Annotated in this window: 20 protein-coding genes; 14 read left to right on the forward strand and 6 right to left on the reverse strand. The window is 54.8% G+C overall.

What is annotated here, in order from left to right; all coding sequences use genetic code 11:
- Positions 1-120 precede the first annotated feature (120 nt).
- A complete protein-coding gene (locus EKL02_RS05875) occupies positions 121-1806 on the forward strand; it encodes a diguanylate cyclase (protein WP_164931960.1) in 1686 nt (561 codons plus the stop codon).
- Between the two features lie 67 nt (positions 1807-1873).
- Here the strand turns inward: EKL02_RS05875 and EKL02_RS18490 are convergent, their stop codons facing one another.
- Positions 1874-1996 carry a homocysteine S-methyltransferase family protein gene (locus tag EKL02_RS18490; protein WP_241687800.1) on the reverse strand — a complete coding sequence of 41 codons (123 nt, stop codon included), beginning with the start codon at positions 1994-1996 and terminating at the stop codon, positions 1874-1876.
- A gap of 127 nt (positions 1997-2123) precedes the next feature.
- Complete coding sequence (locus EKL02_RS05885) at positions 2124-3101, reverse strand: hypothetical protein (RefSeq protein WP_164931961.1); 978 nt, start codon at positions 3099-3101, stop codon at positions 2124-2126.
- A gap of 35 nt (positions 3102-3136) precedes the next feature.
- On the opposite strand from EKL02_RS05885, the gene EKL02_RS18130 reads away from it, so the two are divergent.
- The 6 genes from EKL02_RS18130 (at position 3137) to EKL02_RS05910 (ending at position 8800) form a co-directional block, all read left to right on the forward strand.
- Complete coding sequence (locus tag EKL02_RS18130; RefSeq protein WP_164931962.1) at positions 3137-3361, forward strand: hypothetical protein; 225 nt, start codon at positions 3137-3139, stop codon at positions 3359-3361.
- 200 nt (positions 3362-3561) lie between these two features.
- Positions 3562-4683, forward strand: coding sequence for a cytochrome c (locus EKL02_RS05890; protein ID WP_128901179.1), 1122 nt, complete (start codon positions 3562-3564; stop codon positions 4681-4683).
- Positions 4684-4819: 136 nt separating this feature from the next.
- On the forward strand, positions 4820-5215 hold the full coding sequence (locus EKL02_RS05895; RefSeq protein ID WP_128903399.1) for a helix-turn-helix domain-containing protein: 396 nt from the start codon (positions 4820-4822) through the stop codon (positions 5213-5215).
- A gap of 262 nt (positions 5216-5477) precedes the next feature.
- Positions 5478-5654, forward strand: coding sequence for a hypothetical protein (locus EKL02_RS18495; RefSeq protein ID WP_241687801.1), 177 nt, complete (start codon positions 5478-5480; stop codon positions 5652-5654).
- Between the two features lie 132 nt (positions 5655-5786).
- Positions 5787-6521: a hypothetical protein gene (locus tag EKL02_RS05905; protein ID WP_128901181.1), complete on the forward strand. Its 735-nt coding sequence runs from the start codon at positions 5787-5789 to the stop codon at positions 6519-6521.
- Positions 6515-8800, forward strand: a complete 2286-nt coding sequence (locus tag EKL02_RS05910; RefSeq protein WP_128901182.1) for a DEAD/DEAH box helicase — start codon at positions 6515-6517, stop codon at positions 8798-8800. The genes EKL02_RS05905 and EKL02_RS05910 overlap by 7 nt, the downstream gene beginning before the upstream one ends.
- A gap of 103 nt (positions 8801-8903) precedes the next feature.
- Here EKL02_RS05910 and EKL02_RS05915 read toward each other — a convergent pair whose 3' ends face one another.
- Both EKL02_RS05915 and EKL02_RS05920 read right to left on the reverse strand, forming a co-directional pair.
- Positions 8904-10715, reverse strand: coding sequence for a hypothetical protein (locus EKL02_RS05915; RefSeq protein ID WP_128901183.1), 1812 nt, complete (start codon positions 10713-10715; stop codon positions 8904-8906).
- Between the two features lie 288 nt (positions 10716-11003).
- Positions 11004-12761 carry a glutamine--tRNA ligase/YqeY domain fusion protein gene (locus EKL02_RS05920; protein WP_128901184.1) on the reverse strand — a complete coding sequence of 586 codons (1758 nt, stop codon included), beginning with the start codon at positions 12759-12761 and terminating at the stop codon, positions 11004-11006.
- Between the two features lie 177 nt (positions 12762-12938).
- Here EKL02_RS05920 and EKL02_RS05925 point away from each other — a divergent pair, with 177 nt between their 5' ends.
- Positions 12939-13160: a hypothetical protein gene (locus EKL02_RS05925; RefSeq protein ID WP_128901185.1), complete on the forward strand. Its 222-nt coding sequence runs from the start codon at positions 12939-12941 to the stop codon at positions 13158-13160.
- A gap of 60 nt (positions 13161-13220) precedes the next feature.
- Positions 13221-14141 carry a carbonic anhydrase family protein gene (locus EKL02_RS05930; RefSeq protein ID WP_128901186.1) on the forward strand — a complete coding sequence of 307 codons (921 nt, stop codon included), beginning with the start codon at positions 13221-13223 and terminating at the stop codon, positions 14139-14141.
- Here the strand turns inward: EKL02_RS05930 and EKL02_RS05935 are convergent, their stop codons facing one another.
- On the reverse strand, positions 14142-14981 hold the full coding sequence (locus tag EKL02_RS05935; protein WP_128901187.1) for an IclR family transcriptional regulator: 840 nt from the start codon (positions 14979-14981) through the stop codon (positions 14142-14144).
- Positions 14982-15104: 123 nt separating this feature from the next.
- Here EKL02_RS05935 and EKL02_RS05940 point away from each other — a divergent pair, with 123 nt between their 5' ends.
- The 5 genes from EKL02_RS05940 (at position 15105) to EKL02_RS05960 (ending at position 21430) form a co-directional block, all read left to right on the forward strand.
- The gene (locus tag EKL02_RS05940; protein ID WP_128901188.1) at positions 15105-16553 is read left to right on the forward strand and encodes an NAD-dependent succinate-semialdehyde dehydrogenase; all 1449 of its coding nucleotides are present in this window, start codon (positions 15105-15107) and stop codon (positions 16551-16553) included.
- Between the two features lie 25 nt (positions 16554-16578).
- Positions 16579-17736, forward strand: a complete 1158-nt coding sequence (locus tag EKL02_RS05945) for an iron-containing alcohol dehydrogenase (RefSeq protein WP_128901189.1) — start codon at positions 16579-16581, stop codon at positions 17734-17736.
- Between the two features lie 65 nt (positions 17737-17801).
- Positions 17802-19016: an ABC transporter substrate-binding protein gene (locus EKL02_RS05950; RefSeq protein WP_128901190.1), complete on the forward strand. Its 1215-nt coding sequence runs from the start codon at positions 17802-17804 to the stop codon at positions 19014-19016.
- A 35-nt stretch (positions 19017-19051) separates the two neighbouring features.
- On the forward strand, positions 19052-20224 hold the full coding sequence (locus tag EKL02_RS05955; protein ID WP_128901191.1) for a substrate-binding domain-containing protein: 1173 nt from the start codon (positions 19052-19054) through the stop codon (positions 20222-20224).
- 75 nt (positions 20225-20299) lie between these two features.
- A complete protein-coding gene (locus EKL02_RS05960) occupies positions 20300-21430 on the forward strand; it encodes a homoserine O-acetyltransferase (RefSeq protein ID WP_128901192.1) in 1131 nt (376 codons plus the stop codon).
- Positions 21431-21449: 19 nt separating this feature from the next.
- Here the strand turns inward: EKL02_RS05960 and EKL02_RS05965 are convergent, their stop codons facing one another.
- On the reverse strand, positions 21450-22265 hold the full coding sequence (locus tag EKL02_RS05965; protein ID WP_128901193.1) for a LytTR family DNA-binding domain-containing protein: 816 nt from the start codon (positions 22263-22265) through the stop codon (positions 21450-21452).
- Between the last annotated feature and the right edge of the window lie 15 nt (positions 22266-22280).

Genomic DNA, 22280 nt, shown 5'->3' on the forward strand with positions numbered 1-22280 from the left:
TGACTGTAGAAGAACGTTAAATGATTGTTATTTTTTAAGAATCCGCGTTTTACACTTCATAATCTGGCCCACTTAAAAAAACAAATGCACAAAGGGGCGTATGGAAAACAGGGAAATTCCATGGACGACATGAAAATCATGATGAGTGCCGACACCCGACTCAACCTGTTTCAGTCCCTCAGCGATGCTTCGGATCTGAGTGCCGTACTCGACACCGTTGCCAAGGCAGCATTTAACTGGGGGGAGTTTGACGGTCTCCTCATCAATCTCGTCGACGAAGCGAAAGAAAATCTGGTTTGCCATTGGGTATCGCTCCCACCTGAATTCGAGAATTACCGGAATACCTTCTTTTATTATCACTTTCCGCTCGATGCAAAAGATCTGAATGCCCAATGTTTTCAGTCAAACCGGGCAATCATTGCAGACCACAATGACGTCGAAAATTCGTCAGGGGCGACGCGCGCGCGCTTCATGCGATGGAAGATGGGGGCCATCTGCATCGTGCCGCTGTGCGCAGAAGAAAGCGGCCAGCCATTTGGCACGATCATGGCCTTGCGCAAGAAGCATCCTATCCTGACGTCCGACACCCAGTTTTTGCAGGAGCTGATGACACTGGCGGGAAAGCGGATTCTTGCAGCCAAGCGCGAGCAGAAGCTTTTGCAAGACAAGATCGGGATTGAGAACGCTGCCCTGGAGCGCAATCAGTTTTTCGATTTCATCAACCAGATTAATACGCTCGATTCACGCGAAAAGATCTACCGGCTCATTTCGAAAGAATGCCTGCGGCGGTTTCCTGTCGAGCTGGTGTCGATCTGGCAAAAAGAAGAAGCCGGATATGTATGCAAAACGACGACTGCGATCGATCCGGACTACATGCGTATTGCCGAACGGCTGGAACACTTTTATTCAAAAACGGTCTTCGACGACATCGATTTTGAGTTGACGGTGAGCGAAGTGCTTGCACAGAATTATCCGATGTATATCGAGGATGTCTTTGCACTCAGGCATTTGCCGTTGACCGATAAGGTCAGGCGAATCGTTGAACTGGTTGAGACACCGCGCACTTTTATCCACATGCCCATATGGCATAAGGGTGAGCCGCTCCGGGTATTGACGCTGGTCAGCTGTAAAGAAATCTATCGCCCAACCGAGACCGAATTCCAGGTAATCCGGCAATTGTCGCAATTCTTTGGCACGGTGCTCGTCAATTCGGGGCTTTACGAGACCGTCAAAAAACAGCGGGAGATGGTCGAGACGCTGAATACGCAACTGGCTTGCGAGTTGAATGCCCAGGGAGCGCAGGCTCTCAAGGATGACGTCACGGGGCTTTACAACTACAACTACTTTTATGATGTTCTCATCCGACGGGTTAACGAGTTTCTGAGGGATCCCGGTGGAAAAGGGCTATCACTCGTTTTGATCAGCATCGACGGTTTCGATGCGCTTTCGAATAAAAAGGGAAGCTCATTTGCCAACACCGTAATGCAGGAGTTTGCGAAACTGCTGATGAAACGCGTGCGCAAGTCCGATATTGTCTGCAGGTTCGGCGGCGAGGAATTTGCCGTAATTCTGCCGGGATGCCGCAAAGAATACGCCATGCATTTTGCGCAGAGTATCCAGACAAAATTGAAGTACAGCGGGCTCCGGGTTGACAACGTGCGCCATGACGTTACAGTCAGTATCGGATACTCATCCTGCGAAATGGGCGCCAAGCAAACGCAAATGCTGGAGCAAGCTGACCAGGCTTTGGCTGTTGCGAAACAATGCGGGGGCAATCGCATCGCCACGGATAGCCAGATTGGGTAATGCGTCCAGGTGCCCTGCATAAATACGCGCATTATGTAATCACTTTATAGGCCCTTGCTGAGAATGGTCAGCCCTGCAAGGCATGGCAAATGGCATCCACGTGCCGATGGTCCGTGCCGCAGCAGCCACCCACCACCGTCATGCGGGGCAGTTTCGCTTGCAGGGCCTTGTACTCCAGACCCAGTTCCACAGGGTTGCCGTCGAATCTGACGCCTGCGCAATATCGCAAGCGGTTTGGGGCGATGCGGGGGGGGCGAAGTGGCGGATGAAAAGTGACCCCGCCCCAATGAATAGCACCGACCAATGCCGCGATATGGTCAATTCGTCAGGTAGCTTGAATTCGCCAGATTAAAGACGTTGGCCGGCAAGCCATCCGGATTGTAGTAATTCCTTTTTCTGACATCCAGAATGCTGGGAGCCCAGGGATCTGGCCCTGCGTACATCAGGTCGCGCGGATCGTAGTTGACATGGGTGTTGTCGTAATCGGGCGCGTCGGCATCTACTGCGCCCAATGCGTGCATAATTTCGTGCAACAGACTGAATTCCCAGTATCCGGGCGCAGCGAGTGAATTGCCTGAGAATGGATTGCTGCCACAAGGCGGTGCGCCGGCGGGCGTTCCCTGCAAATACATCACGATGACTTGCCCCTGCAGTTCGGGAGGGTGCGGTGCATCTGCACAATATCTTGAATTTCCACCATCGTAGTACACCACATATATTTTCTCTGGCAGGAGGAATCCTGAGTTCGCCAGGTCGGCCTCGATCGCGTCCCTTTTGTTGACGCCAAAGGCGTCAAATTCCGCATCCGTTCTCTGCAATTGCACGAAAGTGACGTCCAGCCTGCCGCCGATCGTATCAAACTTCAGTTTCCTGCCGCCTGTCTGGCTGGCCAGCCAGTTGTTGGCCGCGCCTGTCGAATTCTCCAGGACTGGCCCCAGATCGATCCTGATATCCGTTGCGCCGAATGGCAAGGCATAGACCACATGAATTTGCGGACCATTGATTTCGTCTGGCCGATCAGTTATTGAGCGCGTAGATGTCGGGTCATCGGTTGGCGTGGGCAAGACCTCAGGCTGATCACGATGATCATGCCGAGTATGGCGATTGACGCGCCAGTTCTTCCATACGTTCCACAGCGATTCCTTGCGCAGGCTTTTCGCGCCTGTGTCGGATGCAATGAGTGAAGCCTGTTGCGGGGCGCCGGAAGCGCTGGCGGCATTCTGCGGTGTGTCCGGGTTGCCGCCGCACGCTGCGAGTAGGCAGATAGGGCCAAGTAGTGTCAGATGAAGTTTCATAATGGATTTCCAAGATCTTGAGTTGGTGATACACGATGGACTCCCTGACCAATTTTTTAATATCTGACAGGTTAGATGCTGGAAGGAGAAACACAATCGCCACTGTTCGCGCACTGTTGAAATCGGCAGGATGCTTGCGACGCATCAGGCCAAAAATACTGCAGGAATTATCTGTAACTTATTTGAACCGGAATGATGCAAACGAAGCACCAGGCAAAAATATTTCAGGGGCGATCTGTAACTTTTTTGAATCGGAATGATGCTGGCGAAGACAGTGCATTGTGTTGGATCAGCGTGCCCAGAATTTCACGGAACGGATGTCTGCAACGCACATCCTAATCACGTCATTTTTAGTCACCCATAAAATGTGGCTATCGGTCACTATGCGTGATCAGAAAAGTGATGTGGTTTGCTGCATGCAGTTCGTGCCTTGATTATTTTTAATAAGGATCTTCCGACCATGAAAGCTCACAAAAGTATTTGCGCTCGCCCGTTTGCTATAGCGGCTTTATTTTCTGCGGCGATTCTTGCGCTATGTCCCTGGCCGGCGCAAGCGCAGTCCTTGAATATCACGGACAATAATTCGAGCCTGACATATACGACTGATGTCCCAGGCACTAATTCAGGCACCGCCAGTGATCCGGTGCAGTTTGCGCGTGTGCTCAAGTGGACCATTGATGGACGCGAGATACTGGTTAATCCATCGGCTCCGGCAAGATTTCTGGACATAGATCACAAGCATGAAGCACTCCATGTCGCACCTAACCAGCTACATGCTCAAGGCCCGCTTTTTGGGTATAGTGCGAGCGCGGTGACAGGTGGTGTCGTCTACACGATCACGGGAGGACCGCCGGGAAGCGGATTATCCTGTCTTTCGGAGAAAGTGGACATTCGCAATAAATCCACTGAAGCCATTTCACTTTCCTCTTCCGGATTGGCCGGTATGGGATGGAAGCCGGGCCTGGCAAGCGCCCCCGGTGCGAATCTTCAAATTCCGGATTTGTCCGGATTGAACATCACAGGCACAACGGTCGCCTTTGTACAAGGTGACGTCCAGAATGGCGTTGCTCGTCCCTTGATCAGCGATCCTCCTTTTGCACCAGTTTCAGTCTTCCCCATTGTGTCTTTTTCCGGATTCAACACGTTTTTCGTTAAGAATTTCACGCTGCCTGCCGGCGCTACCTTGACGATGATTACCGAACTGAATCTTGATGGCATAAGTCAAAATGGCATACACAAGAACCCATGGGGCAAGCCTCAGAAAGATGGGGTGCAAAGTTTGCTTCAACGTGTCAGCAACTGCAGGCCAGTGCTAGCCAGTGCACCGACTACGCCGCCGACGACACCGCCAACCACTCCTCCGACGACGCCACCAACCACTCCTCCAACGACTCCGCCGGCTATTAATGGGGCAGCACTTTATACAAACAACTGTGCCAGTTGCCACGGTGCGCTGGCGACGTCAACAAAAAGGGGACGATCTGCCGCGCAGATAACGACCGCGATTCGAAACGAACCTGCCATGCAATCGATCACTCTGACGCCAGAGGAGATAGAGGCCATTGCCGCAGCATTGCAATAGTAGAGTACGTGACCTGCATCCCAGGGCTACCGCACCAAAACTCATTCAGTTTCAATGAGTTGAAACTGAATGAGGCTCCCCGCGCTGACAGGCATGGATCGCGGAGCACTATGCAACGGCGTCGCCCGTGGCCGCCATGATCGAACTGAGCGGCCTGGCCGAACGTTCTTTCAAGCGCCATTTTCAGCAAGCTACCGGCATGCCGCCGCTGGAGTATGTGCATACGGTGCGCCTGGAAGAAGCCAAGCAGATGCTGGAAGCTGGCAGTCAGTCGATCGAGGCAATTGCCAATGAAGTTGGCAATGAAGATTCCGGTTTCTTCAGTCGGTTGTTCAGGCGGCATGTGAACCTGACGCCTGCGCAATACCGCAAAAGGTTTGGGGCGATAAAAAAGTCGCTAGAGCAACGGGAAGCTAAATATTTACTTTTTAGAATCGAGCAATTGGGATGTCAGCGTAATGGACGCGATCACCAATGCCGAAAACTCGCTCTCCGTTTGAGCCCCGAAAACCCAAGCGGATCGTTAGCATGAAGACTCACTTTTTGGGTGTTTACACGATTTCTACCACAGGTCACAGACATTTATTGAGTAACCGCATCGAGCGCACGACTCAAGCTAAAGTCAACGCTTGTCCCATCCATTCGAAAAACAAAAAAGCACTGCGTATGCCCAGGATGATCGCGGTCCAATCCTTTCTCGAAGTACGCTATGCCGTTTCCAGATTTAGTCGGCTCGCCGGGCGCTACGGTTTTATCGTAAACAGTAAGGAGTGAGGATAAATCGGAATGATCGGTTGAATTTTGTACTCGCTCACCTACTGAATACCGACCAAGCATTTCCCGAAAATGAGTTGCCGCATCGCTTTTTTTGGGCCAATACCGACCATTTGGAAGTTGAACCGGGATTGTCCTTGGCATTTGCAGTCCTCTTTGATGGCTTGGGGCGGGTTTATGAGTTTAAGGATGATTGACCGATGAATCTTATTGACTGCAGGCAATACTAATGATCCCGCCGTCACAGTTGCAACTTGACAACTACATTACTTTCAATCATTCTCATTTTGCCACTAATGCTCACTGGAGCACACTCAATAAAGGGCAATATGAGTCTGAGCTTAGCAAAAGAAGTCGAGGATAGCGAATGGGGGTGTACATACCAAGCCGTAACAAACGGTACTGGAAACCCAAACATTAAATTATGTCACGTCAAAGTCAAGAACCTAAATGAATTCGCCGCGCGAATCACTACACTAGTTCTCGACAACTCTTGGATGACCAAATTAGATTATGGGACTCGCCGCGCCTACGACAGGACAGTAAGCGAAACCGCGAATGCGCTTGTCAATACGTTTAGGCAGACCGCCGCGGATGGTACTGTTGGGGCTGAATTTGGTGAGGTCATGGTCTCTATTGGCTCAGCTCACGCGCTCGAACAAATATTCGAACACATTGCGATTCCCATAGCAGAGCTCTGGAAGCCCCAAGTTAAGCAAAATGAAGGCTTCGACTTTCACACGGTCTGCACTTCAGAATATATCAACTTTGGAGAGGCAAAGTATTCAAATGCGAGTAGCCCGCATGGGTTGGCTATTAGGCAAGCTGATGACTTCCTCCAAGCGGAAAAACATTTGCGCGACAGGAATCATTTAGAGAAGCTAGTAGAGGAGTCTTCAATTCAACATCTTGATCAGGATAATTTTGGGGTTGTTGCGGCGTTCTCAATTAACGCGAAACAACCATTGGTTGTATTCGAGAACGCTTTAAAATCTGCATCTAAAATCGTTGCCTCAAAGAGGTTGACCAATTTCTATTTGGTTGGGGTGACCGAAGAATGTTAAGCAAGCTCGCTTCGATCAAAAATTCCCAGCAACCAGTAGATGAACTTTTAGAGCTATTAAACTTGCTACACAAAGAGGGGCCAGTAGGCTCTGACCTCTTAGAAAGTATCGCTCTCTATAGCGAATTTCATCCTCAAGAGTTCTCCAAGCTGGAAGAACACTTTATATCAGCTCTAGGATTATTTTATAAGGTTCCAGCCCCAAGTAATCTTTATTCGCTTCTTCTGGCAACTATCGGCAACAACCACAAGGCCGAGTATGGATCATTCCTAACTCCTGTCCAAGCAAGTGTCAGACGCGCCGTTGATAAATTTCAGTTCGTTTCGATATCCGCGCCCACTAGCGCGGGCAAATCGTATTCAATTCGCGATTTCATTTGTGAACAATCTGGAGACGCCGTAGTTATTGTTCCGTCCAGAGCGTTAATTGCCGAGTATATTTCTGCTATCAAGCGTCATTTCAATGAGCAAAAAAATGTCATGATTTCCTCGTTCGTCGACAAGGTCTTCTTGAGCCGTGAGCTTCGACGAATCTTTGTTCTAACACCTGAACGCGCTCGAGAACTATTCCTCATGCGAGACCAATTGGCGATTGGCGTCTTCTTTTTTGACGAGGCGCAGGTTTCTGAGGAAAAAGGGCGAGGAATCATCTTCGATGTTCTAGTCCGACGTGTCCAGAGATCCTTTCCGGATGCTAGACTAATTTTTGCCCATCCATTTACGGAAAATCCCGATGCGCAATTCAAAAAACATAATATCGATTCGGAACGAGCATATGCCCATTCTTATAGCCAGGGAGCTGTTGGGAAGATCTGCATCTATCGCCATAAGAATGACAAAGATTATTATTTCACCTCAACAGATGAAAAGGGATATTTACTAAAAAAGTGCATCGAGTTTGGCGGTGGTTTTAATCAATTTGCATTTAATGGCAATCACTCGATACTGATATTTGTTTCAAAGGCTTCAATTTACAGTGGAAAATTTTTAGAGAGCTTTGAAGAATATATCGATAGATTTGAATACGTAACCGACGTTAAAGCGTTAGAAATAATTGCAGCAGTCGAACACATTCTCGGGGCTGATGAAAACGAGCACCGCTCAAAGCTGGTGTCGTTACTACGAAAAGGCGTAGTCATCCATCATGGCTCGGTACCGTTGGATGTTCGATTCCTTTTGGAAGATTTCATCAGGAGCGGCTTTGCCAAAGTATGTTTTGCCACCAGCACGTTGGCTCAAGGAGTTAATATGCCTTTTGACATAGTGTGGTTAGAGAGCAATCGGATCATTGGAAGAGATGAGCAAGAAAGAGCCCTTGCTTTTAAAAACTTAGTAGGACGGGCAGGGCGCTTGTCAGCGGAAAGGAAGTTTGATTATGGCTATGTCTTTACCGACAATCCACAGTTGTACATAAGACGGGTAAATGAGCCGTTCGCCTTAAGTGAAGTTTCTGTTATCGACCAGGATTTTGAAACTGACGCATGGGAAACTAAAGAACTTCGTGAATCCATTAGACAAGGTAGTTTTGATGATGATTTGAATGTGCCAATCCCGAGAGCACAAAGGCTTTCTGACCAAAAAATTCAGGATGCATGCAAAGCAATATTAGATTTGCTCTATGCTGGTGGATCGATTCGGGAAAATATTTCCGGCGAGGTCAACAAGGCTGTTCGAGAAACGATCAGAGAAAAATTACGACTAATCTTCGTTACTTCAGTAAATCGTGAACTCTACAAAGGGGAATCATCGGTCTTTAACACTGCGGTCATGATCTTTATGCTAGCAATTGGTGGCAGAACGTTTAGGGAAATTGCAGGTATACGCTACAGCGAGATATCGAAACGTGATACCGGCCATATTGGTGAAGCGACCTTCTCCCAATGCGCAGAACAAATTCCGAACAGTTCGCTTGTGAGCGCCTTTCCATTGTTCAAGAATACGGCAGCAAAAGATGTAAGTTACGATTCTGTCGTGTTTGACACCTACGATTACATGGACCAAGTCATTGCCTTCTCTTTGTCAGATGTGTTTTCTGCGGCATTTAAAATTTACAGGAAGCAGACAGACGATAGTAGGGCTGAAAAAATGCTCGAGTTATTACGTTTTGGGACGAATAACGTAGTTCACGTCTTACTGATGCGTTATGGATTTTCGCCTGAGACCATTTCGGAAATCACTCCATACATTCAATTTGTAAATGAAGATCAAATCATTTTCTCAGACAATATTTACTCAGCTCCGCAGCAGGTGAGAAATATGGTGGAGTGGTACTTGCCATAATTTCTTCGGCATTGATCGTTTTCGCACAGCTAAAATAGAAAAAGTCCAGTGGTATCTACGCATTGGATCATCTTGGTGCTGATTCATTAGGCGTAATCTAGTCCTAGATTAATGGGGTCGGCACTATTTCCTCGAAGGTGTTGATCGCTGTTGAAGAATTAATGTTGCTCACAACAGCTTCTGCTCCCATCTTGTAAGCGACCAACAGATCACTTATCGAGTGCAGTCTGTCATTTTTCGTTTGAATTGCAGCCTTTGAAATCGCAACATAGCTAACTGCGAGGTAATCGAGCAAATGTGTTATTAGTTGAGGGCGAATGTTTGCAAAATGCCCTGTATGGGTGATCTTGTTTCTTAGGAAGTAAATCCGGCGCAATTGTCTTGCTACGTCAGTTTCCGAGCGTTTAACCCTGTCTGCTAAGGATTTGTTGTCTTTCATGTCCATAAAAGTAGAATAAAATCTGAATTTCAAGTGCTCTTTTGGACCTAAGCTGTTGAAAAGCTCAATGCTTGCATCTTTGTTTTTTAATACTTCAAAGACAATCGAACTCGTAGATTCTTCATTAAATACCGCATCACCTTTAGTGATACTTAGAGCTAAGGGGGTGATGGGTATTTGGTGCCGAACTAAAGCATCCCTCAGATACTCGATGCGCCGTTGCAGACCTGTCAGCGCATATATTTGTGGAACGTATTCCACGATATTGAGCAAAATGCTATTTTCTCCATCGGAGAAAAGTGACTCGAGTGCTATCCAGAGGTTGAGTAGTTTTTGTTCTAGTGAAACGGACTCTCGAGCTAGGCGAAGGTATCGCAATGATCTGCCGATATGCTCTTTGCCTTCAATATTTAGTTTCGCCAATGCATGCCGGATGGTGTTGTCCGATTTTGTAAAAAATGTGCCGCTTTCTGACGTGAGAAACCCAATTAGCAGACTAATATTCAATGATTCACCATGAGTAAACTGTTGGTTCCGAGATATAGCCATGCAGTGTGGATGAAATGCGATTTGAGGGTTTAACTCTAATGCCGTTACTGCGTCTATTAACTGGTCAAGCTTGTCTTTTGTCCTCCAAGAGGCGCTTACAAAATCTGTGCTCGTAATAGTCAGTCTTGCTATCGCATTTGGATTCAATTCGGCCCAAGATTTTTTTAGTTTATTATCTTGAATGTCGTCGGGAATGGTCGAGAAGAATTTGCAGTTATCTTCATCATTAATTGCGAGCAAGCTGCTTGGTTTGTTTGATCGAATGGCAAAATAGACTTCAAAGCTTGTGGTATGGCTTCTTAGCTTTTCTGTAATAAACTCGAATTGTTCTTTAAAATTCCTGCCGGAATAATTGGTTTCTCTTGTGAATTGTTCTGCGCGGTTGAAGAGATATGTTGGTGAATAGCCTTTGTTTAATAGATGAGTCACATAAAGACCGGTCAATGCATAGATGCTTGTTGTTAATCGATCTTTTTGTGCAAGTTCTACGTTTGAAAATAAAACCTTATTTAAATCTGCCAATAGCTCTTTTTCATAGTCTTCTTCTCGAGCTAATACGCCCCTGCAGATGACGCTAAGGCGATTTAATTGCCCTGAACTAAAATCTCCCCCTCGAATTTTTTTGAAGATCTGTTGTCGTGAACCCTCCATTTTGGCGAAGAGAAATTCCGCAACTGGATCGTTCGATAGGCAGCTGTCAATCTCGTCTAACGATGAAAGTATGTAGCCTCCGTTTTTGTCGTTGGATCGATATTCGCTTATGTAAGTTAACGCTTCAAGGGAACTGCTAAATATATTCATCAGTCTAGATTGGTAGAAATGCGGTGTTCGCATGCTTAGTTTTTCCGTAAATGTCTCAACGAAGAAACGGGCACGAAAATCGTTAATTGGGAGTCTTTCCCATTTATCGTCTGCGAGGTATTTCATGTTATCTATCTAACTTCCTGGATGAGTGGCGAGCGCATAATTCTATTTTCTCGCCAAGTTATCAAATGGGTGCTTAAACTGGTAAGAATGGAGATTGTCGATGTATAAAATTGATTAAAAGTAATTTTACTTACTTTCGGTAGTGATGCTCGTATATTTTTATTTGTTCGGTTCAGCCATGTCACAGAATCTATAGAAATAAAAATGGGCACCATAAATGTGCCCGTTTTTATTATTACTTGGCTCCTAATTCAGACTCGAATTAGGGCCTGGAAGATTGGAGATCTATCACTTCCCCCAACTATCCTTCAAAGTAACCACCCGATTAAACACCGGCTTCCCCGCCTTCGAATCCACCCGATCCGCCACAAAGTACCCATGCCGCTCGAACTGGAACTTCTCGTCCGGCATTGCATGCTTCATGCCCTGTTCCAGGTAAGCCGTAATCACTTCCTTCGAATGCGGATTGAGCGCCTGCTTGAAATCCTTGCCGCCCGAATCCGGCATCGCATCCGCAAACAACCGGTCATACATGCGCACTTCCGCTTCCAGCGCATGGCTGCTGCTGACCCAGTGAATATTGCCCTTGACCTTGTAATTGGCGCTGCCTTCCGTGCCTGATTTACTGTCCGGGAAGTAGCTGCAATGCACGGCAATCACGCGGCCAGATTCATCCTTGTCGCAGCCGGTGCATTCCACCACGTAGCCGTAACGCAGGCGCACCTTGTTGCCGGGGAAGAGGCGGAAGTAACCCTTGCTCGGCACTTCCATGAAGTCTTCTTCCTCGATCCACAATTCCTTGGTGATAGGGAAGGTGCGGTGGCCGCGCTCAGGAAAGTGCGGGTGTACGGGCGCCGTGCATTCCACCGTGAGGTCGTCAGGGAAGTTGTCGATGATGAGTTTTAACGGACGCAGCACGGCCACGCCGCGCGGGGCCTTGGCGTCGAGGTCGTCGCGTAGCGCCCCTTCCAGCGTGCCCATGTCGATCCAGCTATCCGCCTTGGAGACGCCGATGCGCTCGCAAAACAGCTGGATCGATTCCGGCGTATAGCCGCGACGGCGCAAGCCGACGATGGTGGGCATGCGCGGGTCGTCCCAGCCATCGACGATGTTTTCCTGGACCATCTGCAAGAGCTTGCGCTTGCTGGTGACGGCATAGGTGAGGTTCAGGCGCGCGAATTCGGTTTGTTGCGGCAGGGGCTTCTTGAAGAAGCCGCCTTCGGCCAGACGCTCCAGCACCCAGTCGTAGAACGGCCGGTGGTCCTGGAACTCCAGCGTGCAGAACGAGTGCGAGACATTTTCGATGGCGTCCTCGATCGGGTGCGCATAGTCGTACATCGGGTAGATGCACCAGGCGTCGCCTGTCCTGTGGTGGTGCGCATGGCGGATGCGGTAGATGGCCGGGTCGCGCAGGTTCATGTTGGGCGAGGCCATGTCGATCTTGGCGCGCACGATGTGTTCGCCATCCTTGAATTCGCCGGCCTTCATGCGGCGGAACAGGTCCAGCGATTCGGCCGCGGGGCGGTCGCGGAAAGGGGAGTTCTTGCCCGGCTCGCCGAAGTTACCGCGGTTTTTTGCCATGTCGTCGGCGCTCTGGCTATCGACGTAGGCGTGGCCGGCGCTGATCAGGTATTCCGCCATTGCATAGAACTGGTCGAAGTAGTCGCTGGCGTAATACAGGTGCGCGGCCGGGCCGCCGGGGCCGTCTTCGTTCCAGTTGAAACCCAGCCATTGGACGCTGTCGAGGATGGTGTCGACATATTCCTGCTCTTCCTTGGTCGGGTTGGTGTCGTCGAAGCGCATGTGGCAGCGCCCCTGGTAGTCGCGCGCGAGGCCAAAGTTCAGGCAGATCGCCTTGGCATGGCCGATGTGCAGGTAGCCGTTGGGCTCGGGCGGGAAGCGCGTGATGACCGGCGGCAGCGGGTGCGCCAGGCTGTCGGTGCGGTTGGCGTACTTGCCGGAGGCGAGGTCGGCTTCGATGATTCCCTTCAGAAAATTCGAGGAAGCGGGATTGGCGTCGGCTGCGGCTTTGGGTGGATTGCTCATGGATTATTCAGGCAGGCTGCTTGGTAAATGGATATGACTTGTTGTTGCCATTTTACCGTAGCAGGGTGCCGGGGCGGTCATTGCCTTCCCTTTGATTATTGTCAGCGACACTTTTACAGCCTGGAGGAAATAATTGCAAAAAATATATTTAATTTAAGTAACGTTAGGGAGAGACCCATGAACATGCAATGCGACATTCTTGCTAGCGAACCGCTGCTGTCTGCCGAAACGCCCGCTGCGGCGACTCCACCGGGGGAGTGGCGCTACTCCGTGGGCGGCATGCTGGTGCTGTCGGGCGCTTTCGGATTGCTGGCGGTGCTGGCCGATGAAGCGCTCGGCGGCGCGGTGACCCAGGTGCTGGAGGCTACCCTGGGCACGCCGGGAATTTTCAGCAGGTAACTCAAGTTCGGGCGGGTGTGGCCGTAAAGAAAGAAAGCCTTATCTTTTTTCTGGAAGCCCATGCGTATTCTTTTTCTGGCCTTTGCTGGCATGCTGCTGTGGTCGTCCGCCCATGCCATCGACCCGCGCATCATTACGGCGGTCAATCCCAAGGAAGAAGAGGATATGCAATTGCTGGCCGAGCGCATTTCCGCGCGCCTGGCGACCTTGCGCAAATCCCGGGAAGCCCGTCCGGCCGCGCCGATGCCGCGCAAGAAGCCGGCGGCGGCCAGCGCCGCGGCCGCCGGTGCCAACGCGCCGCAACAAGGCCATGCCTGGCACTATGACGGCGAGGGCGGTCCCGCGCACTGGGGCCGCATGAATCCGGCCTGGGCCACCTGCGCCAGCGGCGCGCGCCAGTCGCCCATCGATATCCGCGACGGCATCCGCGTCGACCTGGACCCGGTGCAATTCGATTACAGGCCGACGCGCTTCCAGGTGCTCGACAACGGCCATACCGTGCAGGTGAATCTGTCGACGGGCAATACCATCACCGTGACCGGCCGCAGCTACGAGCTGACGCAATTCCACTTCCACCTGCCCTCCGAAGAACGCATCAATGGCAAGGGCTTCCCGATGGTGCTGCACCTGGTGCACAAGGATGCCGCAGGCCGGCACGCCGTGGTGGCGCTGCTGGTCGAGGATGGCGAGCCGCATGAGGTGGTGCAGCAGGTGTGGAACAACCTGCCGCTGGAAAAGCGCGAGCCGGTTCTGGCGGCGGCGCCGCTGGATCTCGACAAGCTCATGCCGTCGCGGCGCGAGTATTACACCTACATGGGCTCGATGACGACGCCACCCTGCTCCGAGGGGGTGCTGTGGATCGTCATGAAAGAGCCGATCCGCCTCTCCAGCCAGCAGATCGCCATCTTCGCGCGGCTGTACCCGATGAATGCGCGCCCGATCCAGGAAGCGGCGGGGCGCATGATCAAGGAATCCAACTAGTCAGGAACGCAGGGCAGCAGGCCTGCCGCCGAGCCGCGCGGAAAGGCGGTCGGCGAACCTGCGGATGGCGGCGCCGGCCTTTTCCTGCGCTGCCTCGGTGGCGTCGATCGAGAGCATGCTGACGGCCACGCCTGCAACGGCCTGGCTGCCGGACGAATCGAACACCGGCGCGCCGAAGCAATGCATGCCTTCGCGCACTTCGCCGGCATCGACCGAATAGCCGCGCCTCCGCACTTCGTCCAGCTGCGCGAGAAACGCTTCGAGGTCGGGCGTGCCGGCGGGTGTCAGCTTCTGCGGCCAGCTGCCTTGCAGGCTCGCCTTGACATCCTCCAGCGCAAAGGTGCTTGCCATGGCCTTGCCGGTCGCCGTGAAGGCCAGGGGCAGGCGCATGCCGATCCTGAATGTCACGCCCAGCGGCCGGCTGCCGTTGCGGCACGCCACGTACACCACGCTGGCGCCATCCATCACCGACAGGGTGACGGTTTCCTGCGGCAATTCACCGATTTCTTCCCAGGCTGCATAAAACTCTTGCGTGATATCGCTGCGCGCCAAAAACGCATTGGCCCAGGTCATCACGTGCGGCCCCAGGCTCATCTGGCCATTTTCCAGGCGCGTGATCAGGCGCAGCTGCACCAGCGTCGCGCACAGGCCGTGCAGCGAGCTTTTCGGCAAATCCACCATGCGCGCCAGGTCCGCCAGCGACAGCGGGTTGGCGGATCCGGCCAGCGTATCGAGCACGCGGGCGGCGCGGGTCACGGCCGGCGACGTGCTTTTTTCTTGCGGCACGGCATCATCGGATGCCGCCAATGTTGCCAAACTGCGGGCTGTAACACTTTTCATAAAAAATAGGGCTCAAAGAAGTTGACGGGCAATCAAAACCTGCCTACGATGGCGGCATTCGATAATACGAACGGCGTTCAATAGGTTGAACAGCATAACAAAATTCTACGCAAAAGGCTACTCATGAATCTGATCGATATCAGTTTGTTGAAATCGCAAGCGTTTGTAAATGGGCAATGGGTCGATGCCGACGGCGGTGCGCGCTTTGCCGTGACCGATCCGGCCACCGGCGAGACGCTGGCGCAAGTTCCGGCAATGGGCGCGGCCGAGACGGAGCGTGCGGTCGCTGCCGCCCAGGTGGCGCAGCAGGCATGGGCAGCCAGGTCGGCCAAGGAGCGTGCCGCCATCCTGCATGCCTGGAACGACCTGATCCTGGCCAACCTGGAAGACCTCGCGTACCTGATGACGCGCGAACAGGGCAAGCCGCTTGCCGAGGCGCGCGGTGAAATCCGTTATGCCGCTTCCTTCATCGACTGGTTCGCCGAAGAAGCGCGCCGCATCCACGGCGATATCCCCCAGCACCCGGACGCCGACAAGCGCATCCAGGTCTACAAGCAGCCGGTGGGCGTGTGTGCGGCGATCACCCCATGGAATTTTCCGGCGGCGATGATTACCCGCAAGGCGGGCCCGGCGCTGGCTGCCGGCTGCGCCATCATCATCAAGCCGGCTGAACAGACCCCGCTGTCGGCGTTTGCGCTGGCCGAGCTGGCGCAGCGCGCCGGCGTGCCTGCAGGCGTGCTGCAAGTGATTACCGGCGACGCCCGCGCCATCGGCGGCGTGCTGACCGCCTCGCCGGTCGTGCGCAAGCTGTCGTTTACCGGTTCGACCGGCGTCGGCCGCATCCTGATGGCGCAGTGCGCGCCGACCGTCAAGCGCCTGTCGCTCGAACTCGGCGGCAACGCGCCGTTTATCGTGTTTGATGACGCCGATGTGGATGCCGCCGTCAACGGCGCCCTGATCGCGAAGTACCGCAACAGCGGCCAGACCTGCGTCTGCGCCAACCGCTTCCTGGTGCAGGATGGTATTTACGACGCCTTTGCCAGCAAGCTGGCCGAGAAGGTCGCCGCGCTGGCTGTGGGCAATGGCTTGCAGGCAGAGACAGTGCAGGGCCCGCTGATCGACCAGGCCGCCATCGACAAGGTCGAGGAACTGGTCGCCGATGCCCGGGAAAAGGGCGCGAAGGTGCTGGCCGGCGGCAGCCGCCATGCGCTGGGCGGCAGCTTTTACCAGCCGACGGTGTTGGGCGGCGTGACGCCTGGCATGCGCATGGCCCGCGAAGAAATCTTCGGGCCGGTGGCGCCGCTGTTCCGCTTCCGTGATGAAAGCGAAGCCGTGGCCATGGCCAACGATACCGAATTCGGCCTGGCCGCCTATGTGTATACACGCGACCTGGCGCGCTCGTGGCGCGTGACCGAAGCGCTCGAGTACGGCATGGTCGGCCTGAACACCGGCCTGATCTCCAACGAGGTCGGCCCCTTCGGCGGCGTCAAGCAATCCGGCATCGGCCGCGAAGGCTCGCGCTACGGCATCGAGGAATACCTGGAACTGAAATACGTCTGCGTCCAACTGTAAGCAACCGAATCGAGGAGCAAGCACCATGAATACTTTTGAATTCCGTACCGTCCCGGCGCTGCTGGTCGAATTTGGCGGCGCCCGTCGCCTGGGCGTGCTGTTGCGCGAGCGCTTCGCGCAAAAGAACCTGTGCCTGGTGACCGACGCCTTCCTGCACAAGAGCGGCATGCTGGCGCCGGCGCTGGCGAGCCTGGCCGAAGCCGGTTTCAATGTCCAGGTGATCGACGACGTGGTGGCCGACCCGCCCGACCATGTGGTGCTGAAGGCTGCGCAGCAGGCGCGCGACAGCGGCGCCGAGATCATTCTCGGCCTGGGCGGCGGCTCCTCGATGGATGTGGCCAAGCTGATTGCCGTGCTGGCAGGCTCGACCCAGCCGCTGTCGGCCATGTATGGCGTGGGCAACGTCACCGGCCCGCGCCTGCCGCTGGTGCAAATGCCAACCACTGCCGGCACCGGTTCCGAAGTTACGCCGATCTCGATCGTCACCACCGGCGCCACCACCAAGGCGGGCGTGGTATCGCCCCAGCTTTACGCCGACCTGACCATCCTCGACGCCGAGCTGACCATGGGCTTGCCGCCGAAGATCACGGCCGCCACCGGCATCGATGCCATTGTCCACGCCGTCGAAGCGTATACCACCCGGACCAAGAAGAATCCGCTGTCCGACATGCTGGCGCGCGAAGCCTTGCGGCTCTTGACCTCGAACCTGCTGAAGGCATTTACCAACGGCCAGGACCGCGCCGCGCGCGAAGGCATGCTGCTGGGCGCCATGCTGGCCGGCCAGGCCTTTGCCAATGCGCCGGTGGCGGCTGTCCATGCGCTGGCCTACCCGATCGGCGGCATTTTCCATGTGCCGCACGGCTTGTCGAATGCGCTGGTCTTGCCGCATGTGCTGCGTTTTAACGCCCCCGTGGCAGCGGCGCAGTATGCCGAGCTGGCAACCATTGCCGTGCCGGGCGCCAGCGGCAGCGACGAGGCCAAGACCGCGGCATTCATCGAGCACCTGGAAATGCTGGCACGCGAAACCGGCATCGAGCGCTGCCTGTCGCATGTGGGCATCGGCGCCGACGATATTCCGGCCTTGACCCGCGACGCGATGCTGCAGACGCGCCTGCTGGTCAACAATCCGCGCGACCTGAGCGAGGCCGACATCGCCGGAATTTACCAGGCTGCGCTGGAATGACGCAGAACACTTTTAACACCGTATTTACACAGGCGTTCGCGCCTCGAAACCACCAGGAGACCCTAATGAAGAAGACACTGAAGGCAACAGTATTGGCAGCATCGCTCGTGACAGCTTTCGGCATTGCGCCGCAGGCGAGCGCCCAGATTTCCGGCGATGTCGTCCGCATCGGCTTTATCACCGACCTGTCCGGCGTGTACACCGACATCGACGGCCCCGGCGGCGTGGAAGCCATCAAGATGGCGATTGCCGACTTCGGCGGCAAGGTCAATGGCAAGAAAATCGAACTGCTGGTGGCCGACCACCTGAACAAGACCGACATCGGTGCTGCCAAGGCGCGCGAATGGTTCGACCAGCAAGGCCTGGACATGCTGATCGGCGGCACCAATTCCGGCGTCGGCCTGGCCCTGGCGAAAGTGGCTGATGAAAAGAAAAAGCCTTACATCAACATCGGCGGCGCCACCGCGCGCCTGACCAATGAAGATTGCACGCCCTATACGGTTCACTATGCCTACGACACCGTGGCGCTGGCCCGCGGCACCGGCGGCGCCATCGTCAAGAACGGCGGCAAGAGCTGGTTCTTCCTGACGGCCGACTACGCCTTTGGCGCATCGCTTGAAAAAGACACCACGGCCGTGGTCAAGAGCAGCGGCGGCAATGTGGTCGGCCAGGTCAAGCACCCGCTGAACGCCTCCGACTTCTCGTCGTTCCTGCTGCAGGCGCAAGCATCCAAGGCGCAGATCCTGGGCCTGGCCAATGCCGGCGGCGACACCGTCAATTCGATCAAGGCCGCCAATGAATTCGGCATCACCAAGACCATGAAGCTGGCCGGTCTGCTGATGTTCATTAACGATGTCCATTCGCTGGGCCTGAACCTGACGCAGGGCATGTACCTGACCGATGGCTGGTACTGGGACCTGAATGCGGAAACCCGCGCCTGGTCCAAGCGCTACTTCGCCGTCATGAAGAAAGAGCCGTCGATGCTGCAGGCCGCCGACTATTCCTCGACCCTGCATTACCTCAATGCCGTCAAGGCCGCCGGCACGGACGATGCCGACAAGGTCATGGCACAGATGCGCGCGACCAAGGTCAACGATTTCTTCGCCAAGAACGGCACGATCCGCCCGGATGGCCAGATGGTGCACGAGATGTACCTGATGCAGGTGAAGACCCCGGCCGAATCGAAGTACCCATGGGATTACTACAAGGTCGTGCAGACGATTCCTGGCGAGCAGGCATTTACCACCAAGGCCGAAACCAAGTGCGCCTTGTGGAAATAAAAACCGATTAATTGAAGATTCTGGAGGAGATAAACATGAAACATCGCCTGATTGCGGCTGTCGCGTTGCTGTGTTGCGCGGCTGCCGTGCAAGCCAAGGACATCAAGATTGCCCACGTCTATACCAAGACGGGCCCGCTGGAAGTGTATGGGATGGAAACCCAGCGCGGCCTGATGATGGGATTGCAGTACGGTACCGGCGGCACCATGCAGGTCAATGGTAATGCCATCACCGTGATTGAAAAGGATGACCAGGGCAAGGCCGATGTCGCCCGTGGCCTGCTTGCCGCCGCTTATGGTGACGACAAGGTGGACCTGGCCGTGGGACCGACCAGTTCCGCCGTCTCGGTGGCGCTGGCGCCGATTGCCGAAGAATACAAGAAAATCCTGATCAACGAATCCGCCGTTGCCGACTCGATCACCGGCGACAAGTGGAATCGCTACATCTTCCGCACCGCGCGCAATTCGACCCAGGATGCGATCTCCAATGCCATCGTGATGGACAAGGAGGGCGTGACGATTGCAACCCTGGCGCAGGATTATGCGTTTGGCCGCGACGGCATCAAGGCCTTCAAGGAAAGCATCAAGAAGGCGAAAATCGTCCATGAGGAATACCTGCCAGCCAATACCGCCGACTTCACCGGTGGCGCGCAGCGCCTGCTGAATGCGCTGAAAGACAAGCCGGGCCGCAAGATCGTCTTCATTTACTGGGCCGGCGCGGGCAACCCGTTCAAGATCGTCGACACGATTCCGAAAAACGCCGGTATTGAAATTGCCACCGGCGGCGCCACCTTGCCGGCGCTGTATGGCCTGAAGGATTTTGCCGGCATGCAGGGTTCGACGTATTATTACTACGGTATTCCAAAGAACCCGATCAACAACTGGCTGACCACCGAGTACTACAAGCGCTACAAGACCCCGCCTGATTTCTTTACCGTCTGCGGCATGGTGGCAGGCCTGGCAATTGTCGAGGCATTGAAGAAGACCGGCGGCGATGCCAGCACGGAAAAGATGATCACTGCGCTGGAAGGCTTGAGCTTTGATACGCCCAAGGGCAAGCATACGATCCGCAAGGAAGACCATCAAGCCTTGCAGTCGATGTATCACTACAAGCTGAAAAACGATCCGGCGTTCGCCTGGGCCGTGCCTGAGCTGGTGCGTGAAATCAAGATCGAAGAAATGCCGCTGCCGATCCGCAACGTGAAGTAAAGTAGTAGCCGGCGCCGCTGGAGACCATCCGGCGCCGGTGTTTCACTATAATTATTGTCAGGGACGAGTGCGCGTATGCAAGCCTATAACGGATTGGTGGAAAAACAGTCGTTCACATTGCCGAGCTACACCACGGTGGGCGGCAGGGAGATCAAGGATCTCAAGGTGGGCTGGGAAAGCTACGGCCAGCTGAATGCGGCCAGGGACAATGCCATCCTGGTGCCGCATTATTATTCGGCCAACTCGCACGTGGCTGGCCGCTACCAGGCGGACGATGCCGCGCCCGGCTACTGGGACAGCATCATCGGCCCCGGCAAGCCGCTCGATACCGACCGTTACTTTGTCATCAGCGTCGATGCGCTGGTCAACATGAATTCCAAGGACGGCATCACCGTCACCACTGGCCCGGCGTCGACCAATCCCGCAACGGGCAAGCCGTACGGCCTGGATTTTCCGGTCGTGACGATCCGCGACTTCGTGCGGGTGCAACGCGCCTTGCTCGATTCGCTGGGCATCGTCCGCCTGGTTGCCGCGGCCGGCGTGTCGATGGGCGCCCTGCAATCCTACGAATGGGCTGCAGCCTATCCGGAAATGGTCGAGCGCGTCATCGCCGTCAATGGCACGCCGACGCAAAAGCCGTATGCCATCTGCAACCTGGAAAGCTGGATCTCGCCGATCAAGGCCGACGCCAACTGGAACAATGGTAATTACTATGGCGGCGCGGAACCGCTCGCCGGCGTCACGCAAGCCATGTTCAACGTGATCGTCGCCGCGCTGCATGCCGATGGCATCGCCGCCGCCTTCCAGTACCAGTGGGCCGATGCCGCCAGGAGCCCGCTCGATGCGATCTCCAACAACTTTCTGGTCAACCAGGCGTTCCAGGCCAATTGCGCGTTGCGCGCGCAAACCATGGTCGATGCCAACCACATGCTGTACATGACGCGCGCCAACCAGCTGTTCGTTGCCGGCACGCCCGGCAGCTCGGTCGATCCTGAACTGAAAAACATCCAGGCCAAAACGCTGGTCGTGCAGTACAGCAGCGATACGCTTTTCCCCGTGGCCGATGCTGCGGCACAAGTGGCGCGGCTGAAGGAAAACGGCACGGCGGCGGAACTGGTGGAAATTGCCTCGATGGGCGGCCACCTGGCCGGCGTCACCGAAATCGACAAGGCGAGCGAGGCCATCCGCGGCCATCTGGCGCGCTAGTTGGCGCGCATGTGCCGGCTTACATCTGCCGGAACAGGTGCGCGAACAGGCGGCTGACTGCCAGGGTTTCGCTGCGCCCGTGCAGGCGCAGCGAGAGCTTGCCGGCTTCGTCGCGCACGGCTGCAGCGATGCAGCGGGCGTTGACGACCGTGCCGCGGTGGATTTGCCAGAAGCGTTCCGGGTCCAGTTGCGGCAGCAATTCCTTCAGGCTGGTGCGGATCAGCGAATCGCCTTGCCCCGTCGCGACCGTGACGTACTTGTCCGTCGCTTCAAAATACACCACGTCGTCGATCGGGATCATGCGCACCTGGTTGCCGACGGCCGCGCGGATCATCGACAGGCGCGGCGCGCGCAGGCTGTCCAGCTGGGCGAGCATGCGTGCCAGGCCTTCATCCGCGCCACCGGTTTGCCGGGGCCCTTGCAGGCGCGCCGCCAGCCGTGACTTCAGGCGCTCGACCGTCTTGCCCAGGCGTTCGTCGCTGACGGGCTTGCAGACATAGTCGACTGCGGCCTGCTCGAAGGCGGCCAGTGCGAATTCGTCGTAGGCAGTGACGAATACCACCAGCGGGAAGGGCTGTGTTTGTGCGCCGTCCTGCGCCCCCTGGCCCCACGCATCGGCCAGTTCCTGCGCTGCTTCCAGGCCCGTCTTGCCGGGCATCTTGATATCCAAAAACAATACGTCCGGGCGCTCGTCGAGCGTCTTTTGCACGGCGGCGACGCCGTTCTCGGCCATGGCGACGATCTCCAGTTCCGGCCACAGGCGCCTGAGCGTGCCTGCCAGCGCCATGGCAAGGAGCGGTTCGTCTTCGGCGATCAGGGCGCGTATCGGGGTCATAGGATGCATCATAGC

Source organism: Janthinobacterium sp. 17J80-10 (assembly GCF_004114795.1).
Taxonomy (GTDB): Bacteria; Pseudomonadota; Gammaproteobacteria; order Burkholderiales; family Burkholderiaceae_D; genus Paucimonas.